The sequence below is a fragment of the Sphingomonas tabacisoli genome (genome assembly GCF_042678385.1).
In the GTDB taxonomy this organism is placed as follows: Bacteria; Pseudomonadota; Alphaproteobacteria; order Sphingomonadales; family Sphingomonadaceae; genus Sphingomonas_B; species Sphingomonas_B tabacisoli.
In genome coordinates this window covers 139,617-161,358 of the sequence record NZ_JBHUDY010000003.1, presented here as the reverse complement: position 1 = coordinate 161,358, position 21,742 = coordinate 139,617, and the positions used below count along the sequence as shown (strand labels likewise).

19 protein-coding genes are annotated in these 21,742 nt (G+C 66.5%); 13 read left to right on the top strand and 6 right to left on the bottom strand.

The genetic code is table 11. The annotated features are described in order from the left end of the window. The 8 genes from ACFSCW_RS16730 to ACFSCW_RS16695 form a co-directional block, all read left to right on the top strand. Positions 1-311, top strand: a 311-nt coding sequence (locus ACFSCW_RS16730; RefSeq protein WP_380891578.1) for an aldehyde dehydrogenase family protein, incomplete at its 5' end; no start/stop codon positions are given. A 23-nt stretch (positions 312-334) separates the two neighbouring features. After that, the gene (locus tag ACFSCW_RS16725; RefSeq protein WP_380891576.1) at positions 335-730 is read left to right on the top strand and encodes a RidA family protein; all 396 of its coding nucleotides are present in this window, start codon (positions 335-337) and stop codon (positions 728-730) included. Continuing rightward, a complete protein-coding gene (locus ACFSCW_RS16720; RefSeq protein ID WP_380891574.1) occupies positions 727-1,869 on the top strand; it encodes an acyl-CoA dehydrogenase family protein in 1,143 nt (380 codons plus the stop codon). Before ACFSCW_RS16725 ends, ACFSCW_RS16720 begins: the two co-directional genes overlap by 4 nt. Further along, positions 1,866-2,912 (top strand): enoyl-CoA hydratase/isomerase family protein, encoded by a 1,047-nt coding sequence (locus tag ACFSCW_RS16715; RefSeq protein WP_380891571.1) that lies wholly within the window; start codon positions 1,866-1,868, stop codon positions 2,910-2,912. Before ACFSCW_RS16720 ends, ACFSCW_RS16715 begins: the two co-directional genes overlap by 4 nt. A 127-nt stretch (positions 2,913-3,039) precedes the next feature. Continuing rightward, entirely contained in the window at positions 3,040-3,816 is a 777-nt protein-coding gene (locus ACFSCW_RS16710; RefSeq protein ID WP_380891569.1) for an enoyl-CoA hydratase, read from the top strand. A gap of 110 nt (positions 3,817-3,926) precedes the next feature. Beyond that, on the top strand, positions 3,927-4,814 hold the full coding sequence (mmsB, locus tag ACFSCW_RS16705; protein ID WP_380891567.1) for a 3-hydroxyisobutyrate dehydrogenase: 888 nt from the start codon (positions 3,927-3,929) through the stop codon (positions 4,812-4,814). Positions 4,815-4,873: 59 nt separating this feature from the next. After that, entirely contained in the window at positions 4,874-5,230 is a 357-nt protein-coding gene (locus tag ACFSCW_RS16700) for a hypothetical protein (RefSeq protein ID WP_380891565.1), read from the top strand. A 62-nt stretch (positions 5,231-5,292) separates the two neighbouring features. After that, positions 5,293-5,889, top strand: a complete 597-nt coding sequence (locus ACFSCW_RS16695; protein ID WP_380891562.1) for an MT-A70 family methyltransferase — start codon at positions 5,293-5,295, stop codon at positions 5,887-5,889. A 1,027-nt stretch (positions 5,890-6,916) separates the two neighbouring features. Here ACFSCW_RS16695 and ACFSCW_RS16690 read toward each other — a convergent pair. Continuing rightward, positions 6,917-7,087, bottom strand: a complete 171-nt coding sequence (locus tag ACFSCW_RS16690) for a hypothetical protein (RefSeq protein WP_380891559.1) — start codon at positions 7,085-7,087, stop codon at positions 6,917-6,919. A gap of 94 nt (positions 7,088-7,181) precedes the next feature. Between ACFSCW_RS16690 and ACFSCW_RS16685 the strand changes: the two genes are divergently transcribed. From ACFSCW_RS16685 to ACFSCW_RS16675, 3 genes are all read left to right on the top strand, one after another. Then, positions 7,182-7,409 carry a hypothetical protein gene (locus ACFSCW_RS16685; protein WP_380891558.1) on the top strand — a complete coding sequence of 76 codons (228 nt, stop codon included), beginning with the start codon at positions 7,182-7,184 and terminating at the stop codon, positions 7,407-7,409. Between the two features lie 93 nt (positions 7,410-7,502). Then, entirely contained in the window at positions 7,503-9,407 is a 1,905-nt protein-coding gene (locus tag ACFSCW_RS16680; protein WP_380891555.1) for an autotransporter assembly complex protein TamA, read from the top strand. 56 nt (positions 9,408-9,463) lie between these two features. After that, positions 9,464-13,564 carry a translocation/assembly module TamB domain-containing protein gene (locus ACFSCW_RS16675; RefSeq protein ID WP_380891553.1) on the top strand — a complete coding sequence of 1,367 codons (4,101 nt, stop codon included), beginning with the start codon at positions 9,464-9,466 and terminating at the stop codon, positions 13,562-13,564. A gap of 134 nt (positions 13,565-13,698) precedes the next feature. Here the strand turns inward: ACFSCW_RS16675 and ACFSCW_RS16670 are convergent, their stop codons facing one another. The 3 genes from ACFSCW_RS16670 to ACFSCW_RS16660 form a co-directional block, all read right to left on the bottom strand. Further along, the gene (locus tag ACFSCW_RS16670) at positions 13,699-14,526 is read right to left on the bottom strand and encodes an ATP-grasp domain-containing protein (RefSeq protein ID WP_380891550.1); all 828 of its coding nucleotides are present in this window, start codon (positions 14,524-14,526) and stop codon (positions 13,699-13,701) included. A 9-nt stretch (positions 14,527-14,535) separates the two neighbouring features. Continuing rightward, positions 14,536-15,960: an aldehyde dehydrogenase family protein gene (locus ACFSCW_RS16665; RefSeq protein WP_380891548.1), complete on the bottom strand. Its 1,425-nt coding sequence runs from the start codon at positions 15,958-15,960 to the stop codon at positions 14,536-14,538. A 65-nt stretch (positions 15,961-16,025) separates the two neighbouring features. Then, on the bottom strand, positions 16,026-16,856 hold the full coding sequence (locus ACFSCW_RS16660) for an MBL fold metallo-hydrolase (protein ID WP_380891545.1): 831 nt from the start codon (positions 16,854-16,856) through the stop codon (positions 16,026-16,028). Between the two features lie 283 nt (positions 16,857-17,139). On the opposite strand from ACFSCW_RS16660, the gene ACFSCW_RS16655 reads away from it, so the two are divergent. Further along, positions 17,140-17,901: a hypothetical protein gene (locus ACFSCW_RS16655; RefSeq protein ID WP_380891542.1), complete on the top strand. Its 762-nt coding sequence runs from the start codon at positions 17,140-17,142 to the stop codon at positions 17,899-17,901. After that, positions 17,901-18,761 carry a hypothetical protein gene (locus tag ACFSCW_RS16650; RefSeq protein WP_380891540.1) on the top strand — a complete coding sequence of 287 codons (861 nt, stop codon included), beginning with the start codon at positions 17,901-17,903 and terminating at the stop codon, positions 18,759-18,761. Before ACFSCW_RS16655 ends, ACFSCW_RS16650 begins: the two co-directional genes overlap by 1 nt. A 207-nt stretch (positions 18,762-18,968) precedes the next feature. On the opposite strand, the gene ACFSCW_RS16645 is transcribed toward ACFSCW_RS16650, so the two are convergent. Continuing rightward, entirely contained in the window at positions 18,969-19,304 is a 336-nt protein-coding gene (locus tag ACFSCW_RS16645; RefSeq protein WP_380891537.1) for a hypothetical protein, read from the bottom strand. A gap of 86 nt (positions 19,305-19,390) precedes the next feature. After that, positions 19,391-21,742, bottom strand: coding sequence for a ribonuclease R family protein (locus ACFSCW_RS16640; protein ID WP_380891587.1), 2,352 nt, complete (start codon positions 21,740-21,742; stop codon positions 19,391-19,393).

The following is a 21,742-nucleotide window of genomic DNA, read 5'->3' as shown; positions in this document are numbered from 1 at the left end:
TCGAGACGGCGCTGAAGCTCCCGAGCGAGCATCAATATGGCAACGGCGTCGCCATCTTCACCCGCAACGGCCATGCCGCGCGCGAGTTCGCGGCGCGCGTCAACGTCGGCATGGTCGGCATCAACGTGCCGATCCCGGTGCCGGTCGCCTATCACAGCTTCGGCGGCTGGAAGCGCTCGGCGTTCGGCGACATCAACCAGCACGGCATGGAAGGCGTGCGGTTCTGGACGAAGACCAAGACCGTCACCCAGCGCTGGCCCGACGGCTCCGCAACCGGTGAGAACGCCTTCGTCATTCCAACGATGGGGTGATGGCCGAAACAGGGGGATGATCGATGACCGAACGCCAGCGAACCGCTTCCGCCTCGCCCTTTGAGGAAAGCATCGGCTTTTCGCGCGCCGTTCGCGTCGGCGATCGCATCCTTGTCTCGGGCACCGCACCGGTCGAGGCGGATGGGTCCTCGACGCCGGGCAATGCCGAGGCGCAGACAGACCGCTGCTTCGACATCATCATCGGGGCCATCCGTCAGCTGGGCGGGCAGCGCACCGACATCGTGCGCACGCGTATGTTCATCACCGATCCGGCCGACGCCGATGCGGTGGGCCGCGCGCATGGCCGGCGCTTCGCGGACGTGCGCCCCGCGGCAACGATGGTCGTCGTGGCCGGCCTGCTGCGTCCGGAATGGAAAGTGGAAATCGAAGCGGAGGCAGTGCTAGGCGCGACGTCATGACCCAGTTCGATCTGACCGACGATCAGCGCGAGATCCAGGATCTGGCGCGCAAATTCACCGCCGACCGCATCACGCCTTTCGCCGCGGAATGGGACGAGAAGCACCATTACCCTGTCGACGTCTGGAAGGCGGTCGGCGAGCTCGGCTTCGGCGCGATCTATGTGTCCGAGGAGTCGGGCGGGATCGGGCTTGGGCGGCTGGAAGCGGCGCTGATCATGGAAGCGATGGCCTATGGCTGCCCGGCGACCAGCGCCTATATCTCGATCCACAACATGGCGACCTGGATGATCGACCGCTTCGGCGGGGCGGAGATCAAGGCGCGCTTCCTTCCCGATCTCGTCAGCATGGACAAGATCGCGAGCTATTGCCTGACCGAGCCGGGCTCGGGCTCGGACGCCGCCGCGCTCAAGACGACGGCACGGCTGGACGGCGACCATTATGTGCTGAACGGCACCAAGCAGTTCATCTCGGGCGCCGGCTACAACGACATCTATGTCTGCATGGTGCGCACGTCCGAGGAAAAGTCGAAAGGCATTTCCTGCCTGGTGGTCGAGAAGGACACGCCCGGCCTGTCGTTCGGCGCGCCCGAAAAGAAGCTCGGCTGGAACGCCAGCCCCACCGCGCAGGTGATCTTCGAGGATTGCCGCGTGCCGGTCGAGAATCGCGTCGGCGCGGAAGGCGACGGCTTCCGCTTCGCCATGGCGGGGCTCGATGGCGGCCGGCTCAACATCGGCGCCTGCTCGCTGGGCGGGGCGCAGCGCTGCCTGGACGAGGCGGTCAAATACACCAAGGAGCGCCAGCAATTCGGCCAGCCGGTCGCCGAGTTCCAGAACACGCAGTTCATGCTCGCCGACATGGCGACCGATCTGGAGGCGGCGCGCGCGCTGCTCTACATGGCCGCGGCCAAGGTGACCGCGAACGCGCCCGACAAGTCGCGCTTCTCGGCAATGGCGAAGCGGCTCGCGACGGACAATGGCAGCTCGATCGTCGATCGGGCGCTGCAGCTCCACGGCGGTTACGGCTATCTGCGCGACTATCCGATCGAACGCTTCTGGCGCGACCTGCGCGTGCATTCGATCTTGGAAGGCACCAACCAGGTCATGCGCATGATCGTCGGCCGGGACCTGACGCGGCAATGACCGACGAGATCATTGCGCTGACCGAACGGCACATCGGACGGATCCGATTGAACCGGCCGAAGGCGATCCATGCGCTGACCACAGCCATGTGCCGCGCGATCCTTGAGCAGCTCGAGGCGTGGCGCGGCGATGACAGCATCCGCGCGATATTGTTTGATCACGCCGAGGGCCGCGGCTTTTGCGCGGGCGGCGACATCCGGATGCTCGCGGAAAGCGGGGCGAAGGATGGCGCGGAAGCGCGCGAATTCTTCCGCACCGAATACCAGATGAACGAGCGGCTGTTCACCTATGTGAAGCCGACGGTTGCGTTCATGGACGGCATCACGATGGGCGGCGGCGTCGGCATTTCGCTGCCCTGCAAGTTCCGGGTCGCGACCGAAAACACCCGCTTCGCTATGCCCGAGACCGGCATCGGCCTGTTTCCGGACGTGGGCGGCGGCTGGTATCTGTCGCGCCTGCCCGGCCGGACAGGTCAGTTCCTGACGCTGACCGGCGCGCGGCTGGACGGGACGGAATGCCTCTTCCTCGGCCTTGCCACGCACTATCTCCCCGCCGCGGCGCTCGACGAAGCGAAGGCGAAGATCGCCGCCGATCCGTCCGCGATCGAAGCGATCCTCGACGCCTTTTCGGAAGAGCCGCCGCCGGCGCGGATCGAGGCCAATCTGGAGCAGATCGACCGGCTGTTCGCCTCCGATCATCTGGAGGACGTCTATGCCGCGCTGAAAGCCGACGGCTCCGACTGGGCGACGAAGGAGCTGGCGACGCTGAACACCAAGTCGCCGCAGACGATGAAAGTCGCGCTCCGGCTGCTGAAGGAAGGCGCCCAGATGCACAGCTTCGCCGACGAGATGCGGCAGGAATACGCCGTCGGCGCACACGTCGTGCAGCGCCACGATTTCCTCGAAGGCGTGCGCGCGGTGATCGTCGACAAGGACAATACGCCGAAATGGCATCCGGCCACGCCGGAAGGCGTCACCGAACACATGCTCGATACCATCTTCGCGCCGCTTCCGGACGACGAGGCGTGGACGCCGTATCGGTAACTCCGTGTCATCCCGAACTTGTTTCGGGACAAAGGCCGAAGCGACGGATGGTCGCGGGTTTGCTGGTTGGGTTGAGAGTGACGGACACCTTATCCCGAAACAAGTTCGGGATGACGAAAGAGAGAAAATGAGCGACTACGAGACCATCCTGATTGAGCGGCACGATGCGGTGACTCTGATCCGCCTCAACCGCCCGCAGGCGCTGAATGCGCTGAACAGCCAGGTGCTCGCCGAGCTGATCGACGCCTTCGCCGCCTATGACGCCGATCCCGCGCAGCGCTGCCTGGTGCTGACCGGGAGTGAGAAGGCGTTCGCGGCGGGCGCCGACATCAAGGAGATGTCGAGCCAGGGCTTTGCCGATATGTACGCCGGCAACTTCTTCGCCGGCTGGGAGCGGGTGACGGCGACGCGGAAGCCCTGGATCGCGGCGGTCGCCGGCTATGCGCTGGGCGGCGGCTGCGAAGTCGCGATGATGGCGGATTTCATCATCGCCGCCGACAGCGCCAAGTTCGGCCAGCCCGAAATCAAGCTCGGCGTGTCTCCGGGCATGGGCGGATCGCAGCGGCTGACGCGCGCGGTCGGCAAGGCCAAGGCGATGGAAATGTGCCTGACCGGCCGGATGATGGACGCCGCCGAGGCCGAGCGCTCCGGCCTCGTCGCCCGCGTCGTCCCCGCCGCCGAGCTGATCGACGAGGCGCTGAAGACCGCTTCGTCGATCGCCGCGATGCCGCCGCTGGCCGCGATCGCGAACAAGGAAATGGTCAACGCCGCGTTCGAGACCGGCCTCGCCACCGGCATCCTTTTCGAGCGCCGCCTGTTCCACGGCCTTTTCGGCACCGAGGACCAGAGCGAAGGCATGGCCGCCTTCGTCGAGAAGCGGCCGGGCGTTTGGACGGGTAGATAGACCTTCTCCCCTCCCGCTTGCGGGAGGGGTCGGGGGAGGGAATGTGTTTCACGCTGTGCGGTTCGGACAGGCCCTCCCCCTGCCCCTCCCGCAAGCGGTAGGGGAGTAAAATGGCACGGATCGCATTCATCGGGCTCGGCAATATGGGCGGCGGGATGGCCGCGAATCTCGCCAAGGCGGGGCATGACGTGCGCGCGTTCGACCTTTCCGCCGAGGCGCTCGACCGCGCGAAGCAGGCAGGCTGCCTGCCCGCCGCGAGCGCTGAGGAAGCGGTCGCCGAGGCCGAGGCAGTGGTGACGATGCTCCCCGCCGGCCCGCATGTGCGGCAGGTCTATCACGACGCCGTCGCCGGCAAGGCGCCGACGTCCGCGCTGCTGCTCGACTGCTCGACGATCGACGTCGGCAGCGCCCGCGCCGTGGCGGAGGGGATGGAGCAGCTCGGCTACAAGATGGTCGACGCGCCCGTTTCCGGCGGTATCGCGGCGGCGGCGGGCGGCACGCTGACTTTCATGGTCGGCGGCAGCGCAGAGGCGTTCGCGCGCGCCGAGCCGATCCTCCAATGCATGGGCAAAGCGGTCATCCACGCCGGCCCCAGCGGCTCCGGCCAGGCGGCCAAGATCTGCAACAACATGCTCTTGGGCGCCTCGATGGTCGCCACCTGCGAGGCCTTCCTGCTGGCGAAGAAGCTGGGATTGGACCCGCAGACATTCTTCGACATCAGCTCGGTCTCGTCGGGGCAGAGCTGGTCGATGACCAGCTATTGCCCGTTGCCAGGGGTCGGGCCCGAGACACCGGCCGATCGCGGCTATCAGGGCGGCTTCGCGGCGGGGCTGATGCTCAAGGACCTGAAGCTCGCCATCCAGGCGGCGAGCGACGCGAACGCTTCGGTGCCGATGGGTGCGGAAGCGATGGCGCTCTACCAGGCCTTCGCCAATGCCGGCCATGCGGGGCTCGATTTCTCCGGCATCATCAAGATGCTGGGCGGCGAGCAGGGCTGATCCGGAACGGCTGCGGCTGCCGCCCGTTGAGATCGAAACGATCTTGAAGGAGCAGCGCGATGGCCAAGAAGAACAAGAAGTCGAAGAGGCAGGACAGCAATTCCACGCTGATCGCGGCGCTGGCGATCGGCGGCATCACCGCCGTCGCTGGTCTGTTCGCGTTCAGCCGCCGCGCCCGCGACGGCGCGTCGGGCGTGGCCGGCGCGATCGACCGCGCGCTTGGCCTGCCGAGCGGTGCGGCCGAAGACGGCGGCAGCAGCGCCGCCGATCTCGGCCTCGACAAGCCGCACGGCCCCGGCGACCGCGCGAACCCGGATTTCCGCCCCAACCCGACCGCTGCGGTCCCCGAAAATCGCCGAGACGCCTTCGCGCCCGCGACCATGCCGAACCCGATGAACGCCGACCCGGTGGTCTGACTTCACCTCTCCCGTAGGGAGAGGGGATTCCTTTCGCGCCCGGCCCGCTTTAAGCAGGCCCCATGACCCTGTGGCGCGACTTGCCGGACCGGCGTTACGACGTGATCCTCGCCGATCCGCCCTGGTCCTATTATGGTCAGCAGAACAAATGGGGCGCCGCCGCGAAATTCTACGCGACCGCGCCGGACGAAGTGATCGTGCGCCTGCCCGTCCCCGATCTGCTGAGCGACCGCGGCGTGCTGTTTCTCTGGGCCACCTCGCCGCGGCTGGACGTCGCGATGGCGTGCCTCACGGCCTGGAAACTCCATTTCCGCGGCGTCGCGTTTGTCTGGGTCAAGGCGCGCAAGGACGGCGGTCCGATCGGCGCACAAGGCGTGCGTCCCTCGATCGTGAAGCCGACCGCCGAATATGTCCTCGCCGCCAGCCGCGTCCCCAAGGGCCGGCCGCTGCCGCTTGGCGACGAAGGCGTGCCGAACGTCATCCTCGCCCCCAAGCGCGCCCATTCGCAAAAGCCCGAACAGGTGCGGGATTATATCGACCGCCTGTATCCCGACGCTTCCAAGCTCGAACTCTTCGCCCGCAGCGAACGCCCCGGCTGGGACGCATGGGGCAACGAAGTCGGGAAGTTCGCGGGACCGGGCGCACTAGCCGCCGAGTAGGTTCGCACCCTTTTCCTCGTTACCCCGACCCTAAGGCGGAGTGACGATGGTAGCGGCTTCGGTTTCGAATGTCGGCATTGGGTGGTTAGCTGCCGTTCCGCTCTCGGCTTCGCTGCCTTCGGATCACCGCCACTATTCCGTTGATCAGAGCAGCGAGCAAGAGGCAGCAGGCCAAGACAGCAGCGGCGGCGAACCAGATCTCTGCAGTCCTGCTCCAGGCACATGGCTCGGCGCCACCCGTGTCACAAGCCCGGTCCCCCATCGTGAAAAGAATCAGCCACGGAACTCCGATGCAAATGAAGACTGTCGCAGCAGCTAGACAGCCGACATTTCGCGCGTGCTTGGAGTGATAGCTCACCGGCTCGAAACTAACGCACCTGCAGTTGTCCGCAATGGGCCGAAAGCAGACATTCCGCTGTCCTACACGGCAGCGCATCTGCTAGCCGCATTCTTGGCGTTCGCTGCCGCCTCTTTGAATCGTCCAGTTGATCGCGGAATCGAGATTGCGAACAGTTCCGGCAAAGGTGACGAATAGGGCGCGGTGCCGTGCACCTTTGTTACCTTTGCCGCGCCGACCTGCCCGGAATCGAAATGGGGGCCGGCGTTTCCGCCAGCCCCCACTGCGCCGAGCTTCCAGGTTGGTCTCCACCCCGAGGGGCGGACATCTTCCCTCAAACTCAGGCGTCGCCTCGCTGCCATGTCTTTCCCGAGGGAACGGCTTGGCGCTTTGGCGGCCCTTCTTGGAACTTCGCTGTCGCGCTCGTCCATCCGCCTTTTGGGCTTCCGAACAGGCGCGCCGAGCAAAGTCGCTTCCGGCGCCTGTCACCAGTGAAACTCTCGTTCGAGCCGAAGCTGTTCCGATCCTCTCACCGGCCGCGATCTTCCCGCCTTCGCTTCGGTTTCCGCCGGGGGCGGAAGCCGCTGCGATCTTGTTCCGATCACAGGCAGATGCTGTCACGGCTCCCGAGTCGCACAAAGTGGAATCTGCCCCCAAATGCCTGTGGATAACGGGGATATCGGGTGTAAGTCAGCGCTGCCGGTCGATCAGCCAGAACAAAGTCACCAGCACCGCCGCAAGCGCCAGGCCGCCGACCAGCCCGATCACCGGCTCGCCAAGGAAACCGACGCCGATGGCTCCCGCCAGAGGCAGGATGGCGAACAGGATACCGGCGGAACGGGGTGCGGGGGTACGAGGCATGCCGCCCCATGCGGTCCCCAGGCGAAGATGGTCAAGATCGCGTTGACCCTTCTCGTGCGCGCCCGGGCAAGCATCGCCCGTTACAGCCACGGCCATGCACGCCGCGCGCCACACCCCCCTTCCCTATGTTGCAAATCGCGCGGTGCTCACCGACGCGACCGATCTGATCGCCCGCTTCGGTTCCGAGGCGGCGATCGAGGCCGCCGCGCGCGCCGACCGCAGCCGCGACCTGGGCAATGTCGTCCATTTCTGCCGCTGGCGGCAGGTCGAGCGGCTGGTGGTGCTGCTCACCGCCAGCGAAGTGATCGGAACCGTGCACTAAAGCTGGCGGGGCGGGGCCGGAGGCGATAAGCCTCGGCTCATGAAGTGCTGCTCGTCGCGGCGCCCCGGCGCGGCGTTCGCCGTCGCCGCGTTGATGGCTGCGGCGACCAATCCTGTTACCCCCCTGCTCGCGCAAGCCGCGAACCAGGCCGAGCCGCCGCTCGACCCGGACTCCCCGCTCGACCCGCTGCCGGGCCTCGGCGTCGACTGGCCCGACCTGGCGACGCAGCCCGGCGAGCCGGCGGTCCCGACTCAGGGCGTCACCACCGATGCCGGCGCCGATCTCCGCTACGATATCCGGCTGGACGGTCTCGATACCGAACAGGCGGAGCTCGTCACGGCTCAGTTCAATGCGCTGTCCGTGCTGAAATCCGGCGCAAAGCAGCCGGCGAACGTTGCCCAGATCGACCGCCGCGCGCGCGAGGATGCGGACCTGCTCGCCGACCTGTTACGCTCGCGCGGCTTCTACGATGCGGAGGTCGAGCCGCAGGTCACGCCGGCGGCGGGCCGGGTGCTGGTCACGCTGTCGGCCAGCCCGGGCGAACGCTATCATTTCGCCGCCGTGGAAGTGCGCGGGCTGGACGGCGCGCCTGCCCAGGCCGATGCGCTGCGCGACGCTTTCGGGATCAAGCAGCAGGACCCGGTCGACGCGGCCGCGGTCAATGCCGGCACCGCCGCGTTGAAGGCGAAGATCGGCCAGGGCGGCTTCCCCTTCGCCAAGGTGCCGGAGCCTGAAGTCGTCGTCGATCACGAAAGCCGCACCGCCACTCTGGTGCTGACTGTCGACCCCGGCGGGGCGCGGCGGTACGGCAAGATCATCGTACCGAAGGGCGCGCTGTTCACTGCCAAGCACATTCAGCGGATTGCGCGGTTCAAGCCGGGCCAGCCCTATGAAGCGAGCGACATCGACGATCTCCGCCGCGCGCTGATCGCGACTGGCCTCGTCTCCTCGGTCGGGGTGACGCCGCAGCTGGGCGAAACGCCCGACACGGTGGACATTGCGGTCTCGATCGACAAGGCGCCGCCGCGGACCATCGCCGGCGAACTGGGCTACGGCACCGGCGAAGGCGCGCGGGCGGCGGTGAGCTGGCAGCACCGCAATTTCTTCCCGCCCGAAGGCGCGCTGACACTGCGCGGCGTGCTCGGCACACGCGAGCAAAGCGCCGCCGCCAGCTTCCGCCGCAGCAACTACAAGAAGCGTGACCATGTGCTGACCGCCGACGTGTCGCTCGCCCATCTGAAGCAGCCCGGCTACGAAGCGCGGACGTTCCTGATCGGCGCCGGCATCGAGCGGCAGAGCAACATCGTCTTCCAGAAGAAGTGGACGTGGAGCGTCGGCGCGCAGCTGCTGGCATCGGACGAGCGCGGCGCGATCAACTCGCTGACCAGCACCACGCGGCGCACCTATTTCATCGCCGCTCTGCCCGGCACGCTTGCCTATGACGGCAGCGACAATCTGCTCGATCCGACCCGCGGCTTCCGTCTGTCGGGGCGGCTGAGCCCCGAAGTGTCGCTGCAGAACACGGTGTTCGGCTATGCCCGGCTGCAGCTCGACGGCAGCGCCTATCAGCCGGTCAGTAAGCGCGTGGTGCTCGCCGGGCGCATAAGGCTCGGCTCGATCGTCGGCGCCTCGGCGGACCGGATCGCGCCGTCGCGGCGCTTCTTCGCCGGCGGCGGCGGATCGGTGCGCGGCTTCGGCTATCAGGCGATCGGCCCCCGCGATGCCGACAACAACCCGACCGGCGGCCGCAGCCTGGCCGAGTTCGGCGCCGAAGCCCGCATCCGCTTCGGCAATTTCGGAATCGTACCGTTCCTCGACGGCGGCAACATCTACCGTTCGGCGTTGCCGGACTTCAGCGGCTTCCGCTACGGTGCCGGCCTCGGCGTGCGCTATCATTCGAGCTTCGGCCCGATCCGCGTCGATGTCGGCACGCCGATCAACCCGCAAAAGGGCGATTCGCGCATCACCCTGTTCGTCTCGCTGGGCCAGGCATTTTGACGGAAGAGCCGGCCTCGCCGCCTCCGGTCCGCCGCCGGCGCCGGTGGCGCTGGGCCGTGCTCCCGCCACTGGCGCTGCTGCTTGCGCTTCTGGTCGCCGTCTGGGGGATCGACACCGACGCCGGCCACCGTTTCCTGATCGACCGGATCGAGCGGCTGCAGATCAAGTCCGGCCTGCGCATTCGCATCGGCCGCATCGATGGGTCGATCTACGGCCGCGCCACCTTGCGCGACGTGCGCTTCTACGATCCGCAGGGCCTGTTCCTGTCCGCGCCGGACGTCAAGCTGCGCTGGACGCCGTGGCGCTGGACGGTGAACACGCTCGACATCGACGAGCTGACCGCGCCTGCCGCGACACTGCACAAGCTCCCCAAGTTCCGCGCGAGCAACCAGCCTTTCACCCTGCCCAGCTTCGATATCCGCCTCGGGCGGCTGACGATCGAGCGGCTGCGCATCCTGAAAGGGATTGCCGGCCCCGAACGGGTAGGCGCGCTCTCAGCCGCAGCCGATGTCCGCCGCGGCCGGGCGATGGTGAAAGGCGCGGCCTGGACCAGCGCGGGCGACCGGCTGAAACTGGTGCTGGACTCCGAGCCCAAGGTGGGCCGCTTCGATCTTGGTGCGCAGCTTGCCGCGCCCGCGGGCGGCGTTCTCGGCAAGCTGATCGGCACCGATCGGCCGCTGGCCGCGCAGATCGCCGGCAAGGGCGACTGGTCGGCCTGGTCCGGAACCGCCCTGGTCGACGCCAGCGGCAAGCGGATCGTCGACACCGCGCTGACTCTGCGCGAGGGCGAATACCGGCTGAATGGCGGGCTGTTCCTCGACAGCGTGACCAAAGGCCGCGTCCAGCGTCTCGCCGCGCCGCGTATCGGTATTGACGGCCGCGGGCGCTTCGATCGCGGCATCCTGAGCGGCCGGCTTAAGCTTCGCTCCGCCGCACTGGCGGTGCAGGCCGATGGGGGGCTCGATCTTCGCCGCGGCCAATATGACGCCGTTGTCGTCCGCGCGGCGCTGCTGCAGCCCGCCGCCCTGTTCAAGAACATGCGCGGCCGCGACGTCCAGCTCCGCGCGCTGCTCGACGGTCCTTACCCCACCGCCAAGTTCCGCTACGTCATCACCAGCCCGGTCATCTATTTCGACAACACCGGCTTCGAGCAGGCGCGGCTGGACGGGATGGGCCGTCTCTCCAAGGCGCCTGTTTCGGTTCCGATCCGATTCACCGCCCGCCGCGTCACCGGGGTGGGCGATGTCGCCGGCGGCCTTCTCGCCAACCTGACCGTCGACGGCATCATCAAGGTGACCACCAAGACGATCACCGGCGACAATCTCCGTGTCCGCTCCGACAAGCTCACCAGCCGCGCGGCTTTGTTCGTCGACCTGCGCACCGGCGACTATGACATCCGCCTCGCCGGTGAACTGACGCGCTATTACATCCCCGGCCTCGGCATCGTCGATGTGAAGACCAGCCTGTCGGTGGTGCCCGGCGCCAATCGGCTCGGCACGCACATCGCCGGGCGGGCGCAAGCCTGGGTGCGTCGCTTCGACAATGCTTTCCTGCTCCGGCTCGCCGGCGGCCTGCCCTATCTGGAAACGGCGCTGACCCGCGATCGTGACGGTGTCGTCCATTTCACAGGCCTCAAGATCACGGCCCCCAAGCTGCTGCTGACCGGCAGCGGATTCAGGCGGCGCGACGGCACTTTCTATTTCGAGGGGGCCGGTCGGCAAGCGACCTATGGCCCGCTGCGCCTCACGCTCGACGGGAGGATCGAGCGGCCCAAGCTCGCGATCTTCCTGCCGCGCCCGCTCGATGCGCTCGGCATCGCCGACATGCGGCTGTTCCTCGATCCCAATGCGGCCGGCTTTGCCTATCGTGCCAATGGCGGCTCGCTGCTCGGGCTATGGACCAGCGCCGGCGCGATCCTGCTGCCGAAGGGCGAGCCGGCGCGGATCGGCGTCGGAACGCTGGCAGTCGCCGGGCTGAACGTCACCGGCGAACTGACCGCGCACGGCGTCGGCTTCGACGGGCGCCTGCGCGTCGCCGGCCCCGGCCTGAATGGTCTGCTCGCCTTCGACCGTCCGAACAATGTGCAGCGGATTGCGCTCAGCTTCGACGCGAACAATGCGCGACTGGCGACCGAACCCGAAACCCGCATCATCCGCGGTGCGCTGGACGGCGAAGTGCTGCTCGATCCCGCCGGCCTTGTCACCCGCGGCACGATCACGGCGCGCGGTCTCCGCCGCGGCCCGCTATCGCTCGCGCGTCTTGCGGCAAACATCGACCTGCGCGGCGGGCGCGGGACGATCAAGGCCGGGTTCGCGGGTTCCCGCGGCCGCGCCTTCGACATGCAGACCGTGATCCAGGTCGCGCCGGACAAGCTCACGATTACTGGCGGCGGCACCGTCGATCGTAAGCCGGTTCAGATCGAAAGCCCCGCGGTGCTGACCTACGACGCGGCAGGCTGGCGGCTGGCGCCGACGGCGCTCGCCTATGGCGGCGGGCAGTTGAAACTGGCCGGGCTGATCGGCGGCGCCAGCACTGAAGTCGATGCGACACTGCTGGGCGTGCCGATGACGGTGTTCGATGTCGTGACGCCGAACCTCGGCCTTGGCGGTACGGCGACGGGGCGCATCCAATATCGCGCCGGGCCTGGCGCACTGCCCTCGGGCCAGGTTGATCTCACCATCCGCCGGCTGACGCGTTCCTCTCTGGTGCTGACGTCCAAACCGATCGACCTGGGCGTGAAGGCGGTGCTGAACGGCAATCAGGCGGCGGCCCGCGCCGTGGCGGCGAGCGAAGGCAAGATCATCGGCCGCGCCCAGGCCCGGCTCGCGCCGCTGCCCGCCGGCGGCGATCTCGCCACGCGGCTAGCGAATGCGCCGCTGTTCGCGCAGCTTGGCTATGCCGGGCCCGCAGATACGCTGTGGCGGCTGACCGGTATCCAGCAATTCGATTTGTCCGGCCCGGTCGCGATTGCTGCCGATATAGGCGGGCGGCTCCCCGACCCGGTCATCCGCGGATCGGTGCGGGCGACCGGCGCGCGGCTGGAGAGCTCGACCTCCGGCACGGTGCTCACCAATGTGGATGCGAGCGGCCGGTTTGGCGGGTCGCGACTGGTCATCGACAAGATGACCGCGACCGCCGGCCAGGGCGGCTCCGTCACCGGCAGCGGCACGTTCGATTTCGGCGCGAAGAACGGCGTCGGCATGGACCTGACCGTGAACGCGCAAAACGCCGTGCTGATCAACCGCGACGACATCGGCGCGACCGTCTCCGGGCCGCTGCACATCACATCCGACGGTTATGGCGGATTGATCGCCGGCGAAGTGACGCTCGACCGCAGCCGCTACCGCCTCGGCCGCGCACGCTCCGCCGTCGCCATTTCGCGCCTCGCCAACCTCACGGAGCGCAACCGCCCTGCCGACGAAGTCGAACCACCGGCTCCGCCTGCGCCGTGGCGGATGAACCTGAAGGCGAATGCCCGAAACCGGCTGATGGTGTCGGGGCTCGGTCTCGACAGCGAATGGCGCGCGGACCTGGCGATCAGTGGCACGGTCGGCGAGCCGGTGCTGCTCGGCACCGCGACTTTGCTGCGCGGCGGCTATGAATTCGCGGGGCGCCGGTTCGACCTCGAGCGCGGCACGATCCGCTTCAACGGCTCGAGCCCGCCCGATCCGGTGCTCGACATCGCCGCCGCCGCGAATCTGCAGGGCCTGTCCGCGACCATCCGGGTGACCGGCACCGGCCTCAAGCCCGACGTCAGCTTCACCAGCAATCCGGCATTGCCCGAGGACGAGCTGCTGTCGCGCCTGCTGTTCGGCACATCGATCACCAACCTGTCCGCGCCCGAGGCCGTGCAGCTCGCTTCCGCCGTGGCCGCGTTGCAGAGCGGCGGCGGGCTCGACCCGATCAATGCGCTGCGCCGCGCCGTCGGGCTCGACCGGCTGAGGATCATCGCCGCCGACCCGACGATCGGCCAAGGGACCGCAATCGCCGCCGGCAAATACATTACGCGCCGGGCGTTCGTGGAGCTGGTCACGGACGGTCAGGGCTATTCTGCGACACGCCTGGAGTTCCAGATCACGCGCTGGCTGTCGGTGCTGTCGACGATTTCGACGATCGGACGGCAAAGCGCGAGCGTGCGCGTGTCCAAGGACTATTGAACAGGGCCGCGGCGTTCCTACATCGTTCCTGTCATTCGAATCGCCGGCGATTTGGGTTCTGCGCGGGGTTGCTTCGCCGCGGCCGGATCGTTGGCGGGCGGCGCGGCTCCCCTCCCTTGCCGCGCCGCCGAACCTTACAATCGTGCGCTTACAGCTTCAGCCAGATGGTCGAGCACATGCTCGCCGTGATGGAAGTAAAGATCGGGCTCGATCGCTTCGAACTCGATCAGCGCCAAGTGGCCATCAAGCCGCCGCAGCAGATCGATCCGCGCATACAGCGCCTCGCCGGGCGCTGCGGCCAGCGCAGCTTCCGCCACGTCCTTTGCTTCCTCGTCCGGCTCCCAGCGCGCATTGACGCCACCGAACTGCGGCTGAATGCGGAAATCGCCATTGGTCGCGACCTTGCAGATCGCATGGCTGAATGCGCCGTCGATATAGAAGAGCGAATATTCGCCTTCATCCTGGATTGCCGGCAGGAACGGCTGGATCATTGCGTCCACAACGTCGGGTGAGTCTTCGCCGCGCTTGACGCGATAGGTGGCGTGACTGCCCGCCGACACCTGCGGCTTCACCACGAGCTCGTCCGCGCCGAGCCAGCCGAACGCCGCCGCCACGCTCCGCGCACTGGCATCCCCGAACCATGTCGGCACCGTCGGCACGCCGGCCGCGTCCAGCTCGGCCAGATAAGTCTTGCGCGTGTTCCAGCGCATCAGCGGCGCCGGATTGAACAGCGGCACGTCGGCCGGCCAGCTGTCCAGGAGCGCCGCCCAGCGCTCAGGATGCAGATGGTAGCCCCACGCAAGCAGCGCCAGCGCAGGCGCATCGCCGGCGTCCGTCCAGGCGCGCGGCCGCACGGTCAGCCCGACGCGGGCAAAGGCATCGACATAGGTTTGCGCCTGTTCCGCCGCCTCGGACGCATAGGCGTCGCCGGGCGGCGGGGTCAGCAACTCAACGATCGGCACCTGGCTGGATCAGGCCGGCTCGCCGACGACCGACTTCACTTCCATGAAGTCGGTCAGGCCGTATTTGCCGTTCTCGCGGCCATTGCCGGACTGCTTGTAGCCGCCGAACGGCGCCCCCGGATCGGGCGACCAGCTATTGATCGTGACGAGGCCGGCGCGCAGCCGCCGCGCGACCTTGGCCGCCTTGGCGGGATCGCCCGAGATCGTCGCGGACAGGCCATAGGCGGTGTCGTTGGCGATGCGGATGCCGTCTTCCTCGTCGGTGTAGGTCATCACGGTCGCGACCGGGCCGAACGTCTCTTCCTTCGCGATACGCATGTCGGGAGTCACGTCGCGGAACAGTGTCGGGCGGATATAGAAGCCGCGGTTGACGCCTTCGGGCAAGCCCGTACCGCCGGTGACGAGCGTCGCGCCTTCGTCGATCGCGCTCTGGATCAGGCCCTGGATCTTCTCCCACTGCGTCCTGTTCACGACCGGCCCGATATGATTGCCCTCGGTCAGCGGGTCGCCAACCGGCGTCGCCTCCATCATTGCCTTGATGAAGCCGGTCGCTTCGTCGACCTGGGATTGGTGGACCAGCACGCGGGTCGGCGCGATGCAGCTTTGGCCCGTATTGGCAAGCACGCCCATCACTGTCGGCGGCAGCACTGTGTTCAGGTCGGCGCCTTCCAGCACCAGATTGGGCGCCTTCCCGCCCAGTTCCTGATGCACGCGCTTGACGGTCGAGGCGGCGGCAGCAGCGATTGCAATGCCCGCGCGGGTCGAGCCGGTGAAGCTCACCATGTCGACATCCGGATGTGCGGAAAGCGCGGCGCCTACGGTCGGTCCGTCGCCCTGCACCAGGTTGAACACGCCCGCCGGCACGCCGGCAGCGTCCAGCACTTCAGCGAAGATCGCCGCGCAGGCCGGGGTTTCCTCGGACGGCTTCAGCACCATCGTGTTGCCCGCGGCGAGGGCGGGCGCGACCTTGGCGGCGATCTGGTTGATCGGCCAGTTCCAGGGCGTAATCATCGCGACGACGCCGATCGGCTCGTGAAGCACCTTGGTGCTGCCGATCGTCTCTTCGAACTTGAACTCCTTCAGCGCGCGCAGGGTGTAGGCGAAATGGCCGAGGCCGGTCGGCGCCTGCGCGCCCATGGCGAGGCCCATCGGCGCGCCCATCTCGATCGAGATGGCACGGGCGATGTCGGGCATGCGCTTCTTGTATTCGGCGATGATCCGCTCGAGCAGCGCGACGCGCTCTTCGACGCTGGTCTGGCTGAAGCTCTCGAAGGCGCGCCGCGCGGCCTTCACCGCCCGATCGGCATCGGCGGCCGAGCCGAGCGTAATTTCGGTGCACGGCTCTTCGTTCGCCGGGTTGATGACGAGGTGGCGCTTGCCGCCGTCGCTCTCTACCCAGGCACCGTCGATATAATGTTTCAGATAGCTCATCATGGCCGCGCTCTCCTGAGTCTCGTTTGCGCTCAGATTAGGTTTCCGAACGCAACTGGCAAGGAGGTTTAGCCCGCGCCGCCCTCGCAATAGCGTGCTTTTTCTTGGCGAGAGGCGCGCAAGCGGGTGTCGATATAATAGCCGATCATGCCGGGCACCCGGTCGCGATCCGCCGCAGAGATGAATGGCGCGGCGTCGCGCATCCAGCCGTCGATACAGGCTTGCTTCGTCGCCGTACCCGCAGCGCAGTCGAGCAAATTGTCGAAGGCCCTCCGCCATTGCGCAAAGCCGGCGCGGTCCATCGGCGCACCATGGCCCGGGATCAGCGTGACGAAGGGCGCCGCGGCGATATGGCCGAGCGCTGCACGCCAGCCTTGCGGGCAGGCCGTGTCCATGAATGGCGCGAGGCCGACGACGAGATCGCCGGCGATCGCCAGCCTTGCCTTGGGATCGTAGAGCCAAACGTCGCCGGCCGTCGCGGCATAATGCTCGAGATGGACCTGCAGCGTGCGGCCGGCGATCGTCATCGTCCCGCTGGCGCGCACCGGCCGCGACGGACGCAGATCGGCGACATCGTCCATCGCCGCGAAATCGGTCCGCGCATCGGCCGCCTGCTCGGGGCTCGCCTTGCCCGACGCGAGATACGCTTCGGCATCCGCCCGGCTGCGCTTCAGGAAGCCCGTGAGCGCGCCATCCACGGCTTCGCTGGCGATGATCTCGGCTTTGGGAAAGGCCGCACGAATTTCCTGGTTCCCGCCCGTGTGGTCGAGATGCCAATGCGTGTTGACGATCGCCGCGATCGGCTTTCCGCGGACCTTCGCCGCCGCGAGGATCGCCTGCTGATGATCCGGGTGACGCCCGGTATCGACCACGATCAACCCGGCCGGGGCATCAAGCACGACACTGTTACCATCAGGTCCATGGCCGCGCTGCCAACTTGCGGGGATGAGCTGCCACCCCGAGGCGACAAGAAGAGCAGCGACTAGCATCGGCCGATCTCTATCATCTGCTCCCGAACGTGAAATGGCGCCTGTCGACAGATATCACCGTTTGTCGAGATCGGTCCGCACTTGGCCAAAAAACATCGGTCCGAAATGGCCAAACATCAGGCCGTTTCGGTTCCGACTCTTCTTGGGTTCATTGCGGTGGTGCGTCATCCTACCAAAGAACAGGGGATCTAGTATGAAGCATGGCAAACCGCAGCGCATCTGTGCTGCCGCTATCGCGCTAAGCCTTTTGCCCTCCTGCAGCACAGAGATCAGGCTTCTTGAGCTCCAACGATCCCAGTTACGCACTGTGGATCTGGCCTCACATCAAATCTCGGTGTCAGCTTCCCAGCAGATATTCGATCCTTCGAAATATGATCTTTTTCTGTTTTTGAACGGGGTCATTTTCGACCAAATCCTCGCACCTTTCGATGGCTTTCAGGTGACGCTGGATCATGGGCGGCCGATTCAGATTACGCTCGCATCCGTGCGCCTGGCGTTTCGCGCGGGATCGCCTCTACTGTCGATCGATGCGTCGGCAAAGGACATCAAAACGGGGCTCCGTGCGCGCGTCCGGATGGACGCGCGCTTTATGATCGAAGGCGATGCAAAACGCCCTGATACGCTGCAGCTCCGGCTGGTTGCCACGCGGTTTGTGCCCGAGCTGAAATTCGGGCCGCTCGATTTCGAGAAATGGATCTTTCTTCGCGAGCTTACGGAATTGAAGGCCACGGAGATGACAGCCAAGCTTCCTCCAGTGCCGATTCCGCTAAAGAATGATTTCGGGATCGGGGGCAAGGCGGGCAGCCAGACGATCAGCTTCCCCACAGGAAACGGCAGCTCCGTAACGGGCACGCTCACTTATCCTGATACTTATGTCAGCGGTGCGGTCAGGGTTCAGCATGTCCTGTTCCTGAAGAACGGAATCCACGTCTACGCCAATGTGGAGGGGCTGTGATGGTTCGAACTGCAGCGCTCGTGCTTGTCCTTCCTTGCCTTGCAGGCTGTGCAACGCTCGAGAAAAGGGCGCTCCGCGCAGATATTGCCGCGTTGGAAAGGCGGATCGCGGCCAACGAAGCATCGATCGAACAGTCAACCGGCGATCTGGCGACGAACGCTCAGGGCGCGCGTTTACGCGCCGCGTATCGGCCGATCATCGGATGGGGAGCGCTACTTTCGGCCCGACCAGCGGATCAGAAAACCGTGCGGTTTCAGTCGACCAGCAGCACTGGATATTTGTATCGCGATACGAAGGGGTGCTGGCCGCTGCCGAAAGGCGAGTGGTACGCGGAACTGATGAGCGACACGACGAAAGCGCGAGTCGTCGTCAACCGGTTCGACTTTCTACCTGTCGCTGGTGGTCTCAACATGAACTCGCCGCTGGACCTTGCTCTCGAAACGCGCGTCCACTGGCATATCAAGCCGCCCTGTGCGCCCGGAGGGGGATTCGGCGGCAACATCTTTGTTGATGGACATGAAACGAAACCCGCGGTGCTGGGCGTTCGGTTTCTGCCTGTCGCAGAAGACAAGCTCCCCTATGAACTCGTTGTAGTGTCGCCACCTTCGTTATCGATTACTCTTCAAATTCATCTTGGTCAGTTTCCGACGCTCGGCGTTCCGATGGAGATGAAGAACCTCGCCAAGACGATCAGTTCGGGCCAGATCGGCTTGCTTTTTGCAAAGCAGGGAACATTTGGGCCGCTGCCCGATGGGAAGATCTATAAGTTCGAGCTGAAGACCGCCAACCCTAGCTTCGCTACCGACCTGCAGGGCTTGCAGCTCGGAACGAATATCGATGTGATTATCGGCCCAACCTGAGCTTTAGTCCCCTCGGCCTTCCTCGAAGCCGTCGGCCAGCTCTGTCCCTCCTGCGTCCTGCCTCCTGCCTCCTGCCGCCTGACGTCCAACGAGTGGCTTGGAACTGAGCAGTGTCGCCGGCGTCACCGCCCAAGCTAAACGAAAAGGCCGGCGCGCCAATCGGCGAGCCGGCCTTTCGTCGAAAGCCTTAGCGGCTCGTCGAACCGTTCAGCGCAATGCCAGCGCGGGAGCGCGGTGCAGCTCGCGCCGGGCAAGCTGATGGGACCAGACCAGTTCGCCGGTCTGAGTGCGCATCAGCTGATTGTCGTTCGACAGCACTTCCCGATAGAGATCGGCGGCCTGAACGCGGCGACCGGTCTGCATGTACAGATTGGCGAGATTGAGCCGGGCAGACGCGCCGGTCGGCTCATCTCCACGCTGCAAGAGCAGAAGCCGCTCGGTACGGGCCGCCTCCCCAGACGAACGCGCATAGATGGTGGAGGTCTGCGCGCTCGCCGCGCTCGCAACCACAACGCCCGCCGCCAAAGCCAGCCAGTAACGCATCTCCAGCTCCTCTCAACATGACATATCGTTGACGGGAGCGTGACACTTGTGTGACTCGACTGCAATCTGTTTCTGCGAAGTTTCCGCTAACGTCTTGATCGATGACGAATATTGGCAGGTCGGCCACGGCGCTTTCCCGGCCGTTCGCGGTCACGCCGCCGCGGTTCGCCGCGACTCGCAGGCGCGTCGGGCAGCTCGAAGCGCAGCGATCCGGTGACGGGGTTCGCCTCTGCCAGCCTGAGTTTCAGGCGCTGGCCCGGGGCGAACGCAGTCTCGCTGTCCTCGCCGGTCAGCGTCTGCATCTTTTCGTCGTAGCGGAAATATTCGGCGCCGAGGGTGGAGACGGGCACCAGCCCATCGCCGCCGAGGCCCTCCACCGTTGCGAAGAAGCCGAACGGCTGCACGCCGGTGATCCGGGTTTCCAGCACTTCGCCGACCCGTTCGGAGAGATAGGCGGCGACATAGCGGTCGATGGTCTCGCGCTCCGCCTCCATCGCGCGCCGTTCGAGCTGACTGATCGATTCGCCAATCAGCTCCATCGCCTCGCCTTCGGCGGGCGTCAGCGCCGTTTCCTTGACCGCCGGCCCCAGGCCATAGGCGCCGACCAGCGAGCGATGCACGATCAGGTCGGCATAGCGTCGGATCGGGCTGGTGAAATGGGCGTAGGACCCAAGCGCCAAGCCGAAATGCCCCTTATTGTCCGGCCCATAATAGGCTTGGGTTTGCGAACGGAGGATCTGCTCCATCACCTGCGGCCGGAAATCCGCCTCGCCCACGCGCTCGATGATGCGGTTGAATGTGGCCGGACGGATCACCTGGCCAAGCGCGAACTCGATGTCGAAAGTCTTCAGATAATCCTTCAGCGCGACCAGCTTCTCGCGGCTCGGCGGCTCATGGTCGCGGTACATGACCGGCGCTTTCTTCGCTTCCAGCGCCTTCGCCGCGGCGACGTTGGCGGCGATCATGAAATCCTCGATCAGCCGGTGCGCATCCAGCCGCTCGCGCGGGGCGACCGACATGATCCGGCCCATCTCATCGAGCACCACGCGCCGCTCGGGCAGATCGAGTTCCAATGGCTCCCGCTTGCTCCGCGCCTTGGCAAGCGCGGCCCAGCAGGCCCAGAGCGGTTTCAGCGCGCGTTCGACCAGGTCCGGATCGACCGTCTGCTCCGCTCCGTCGATCGCCGCTTGTGCATTCTCGTAGGCAATGTTCGCGGCGATCCGGACTACGGCGCGGCTGAATCGCCACGCCTTGAGCTGGCCGTCCTTGCCGATCGTCAGATGACAGGCGAGCGCGGCGCGATCGACGCCTTGCTTCAGCGAGCACACGTCGGCGGACAGCGTCTCCGGCAGCATCGGCACGACGCGATCTGGGAAATACACGCTGTTGCCCCGCCGCCGCGCCTCCCGATCGAGCTGCGAGCCGGGGCGGACGTAGAAGCTGACATCGGCGATGGCGACGATCGCGTTCCAACCCTCATCGGTCGCCTCGGCCCAGACGGCGTCGTCATGATCGCGCGCGTCGACCGGATCGATCGCGACGATCGGCAGGTGCCGCAGATCTTCCCTTTCAGATCCTCCCCGGGACGGGGAGGGGGACCGCCGGGCGAAGCCCGGTGGTGGAGGGGGCCCGCCAGCGGTGCGTGGCTCGGGGCCCCCTCCACCATGCTGCGCATGGTCCCCCTCCCCGTTCCGGGGAGGATTTAGCGGCAGCTTCGCGACGCGCGCAGCCTCCTCCAGCACTTCCTCCTTGAACGCGTGCGGGATGCCGTGGCGGTGGATCGCGATCAGAGAGAAACTGCGCGCTTCGAACGGATCCCCGAGCCGCTCGACCACGCGCGCGGTGATCCGCGGCGGCCGGCCGGCCTTTTCGGCCAGGACCAGATCGCCGGCCTGCGCTTCGCCGCGGTCGGAAACCGGAAAGTCGAGCCGCTCGCGCTTCTCGACGCCCTGCAGGAACCAGCGCTCGCCTTCCTGATGGAGGACGCCCAGCATCAATTCCTCACCACGCGCGAGCTTCTTCATTGGATGCGCGATCCAGCCTTTCCCCGCCTCCTCTGTGCGGGCGAGAATGCGGTCGCCGACGCCCAGCGCGGACTGGCGCTTGCGCTCGCGGACGCGGAGCTTGGGCGCGGCCGTGTCGGCTTCCCAGCGCTCTGGCACGGCCCAGGCCTGGCCGTCCTCGTCCACATCGACGACGCGCAGCACGGTGACCTTGGGCACGCCGCCCATCTTGTGGAATGCCCGGCCGGGGGCGCTATCGATCAGCCCTTCGTCGGCCATGTCCTTCAAGAGCGCCTTCAGTGCGATCTTGTCCGCGCCGACGAGTCCGAAGGCCCGGGCGATCTCCCGCTTGCCCGCTGGCTGGTCGGAGGTGGCGATGAAATCGAGGATCTGTTCGCGCGAGGGCATGCCTTGCGGTCGTTTCGGTTTGCGCAT

Excerpts from the sequence above, each read along its gene's own strand:
- ACFSCW_RS16650 (WP_380891540.1), top strand. The coding sequence starts at position 17,901 with ATGGTTCGAACTGCAGCGCTCGTGCTTGTCCTTCCTTGCCTTGCAGGC.
- ACFSCW_RS16685 (WP_380891558.1), top strand. The coding sequence starts at position 7,182 with ATGCACGCCGCGCGCCACACCCCCCTTCCCTATGTTGCAAATCGCGCG.
- ACFSCW_RS16715 (WP_380891571.1), top strand. The coding sequence starts at position 1,866 with ATGACCGACGAGATCATTGCGCTGACCGAACGGCACATCGGACGGATC.
- ACFSCW_RS16700 (WP_380891565.1), top strand. The coding sequence starts at position 4,874 with ATGGCCAAGAAGAACAAGAAGTCGAAGAGGCAGGACAGCAATTCCACG.
- ACFSCW_RS16655 (WP_380891542.1), top strand. The coding sequence starts at position 17,140 with ATGAAGCATGGCAAACCGCAGCGCATCTGTGCTGCCGCTATCGCGCTA.
- mmsB (WP_380891567.1), top strand. The coding sequence starts at position 3,927 with ATGGCACGGATCGCATTCATCGGGCTCGGCAATATGGGCGGCGGGATG.
- ACFSCW_RS16725 (WP_380891576.1), top strand. The coding sequence starts at position 335 with ATGACCGAACGCCAGCGAACCGCTTCCGCCTCGCCCTTTGAGGAAAGC.
- ACFSCW_RS16690 (WP_380891559.1), bottom strand. The coding sequence starts at position 7,087 with ATGCCTCGTACCCCCGCACCCCGTTCCGCCGGTATCCTGTTCGCCATC.
- ACFSCW_RS16640 (WP_380891587.1), bottom strand. The coding sequence starts at position 21,742 with ATGCGCAAACCGAAACGACCGCAAGGCATGCCCTCGCGCGAACAGATC.
- ACFSCW_RS16665 (WP_380891548.1), bottom strand. The coding sequence starts at position 15,960 with ATGATGAGCTATCTGAAACATTATATCGACGGTGCCTGGGTAGAGAGC.
- ACFSCW_RS16710 (WP_380891569.1), top strand. The coding sequence starts at position 3,040 with ATGAGCGACTACGAGACCATCCTGATTGAGCGGCACGATGCGGTGACT.
- ACFSCW_RS16680 (WP_380891555.1), top strand. The coding sequence starts at position 7,503 with ATGGCTGCGGCGACCAATCCTGTTACCCCCCTGCTCGCGCAAGCCGCG.
- ACFSCW_RS16645 (WP_380891537.1), bottom strand. The coding sequence starts at position 19,304 with ATGCGTTACTGGCTGGCTTTGGCGGCGGGCGTTGTGGTTGCGAGCGCG.
- ACFSCW_RS16695 (WP_380891562.1), top strand. The coding sequence starts at position 5,293 with ATGACCCTGTGGCGCGACTTGCCGGACCGGCGTTACGACGTGATCCTC.
- ACFSCW_RS16720 (WP_380891574.1), top strand. The coding sequence starts at position 727 with ATGACCCAGTTCGATCTGACCGACGATCAGCGCGAGATCCAGGATCTG.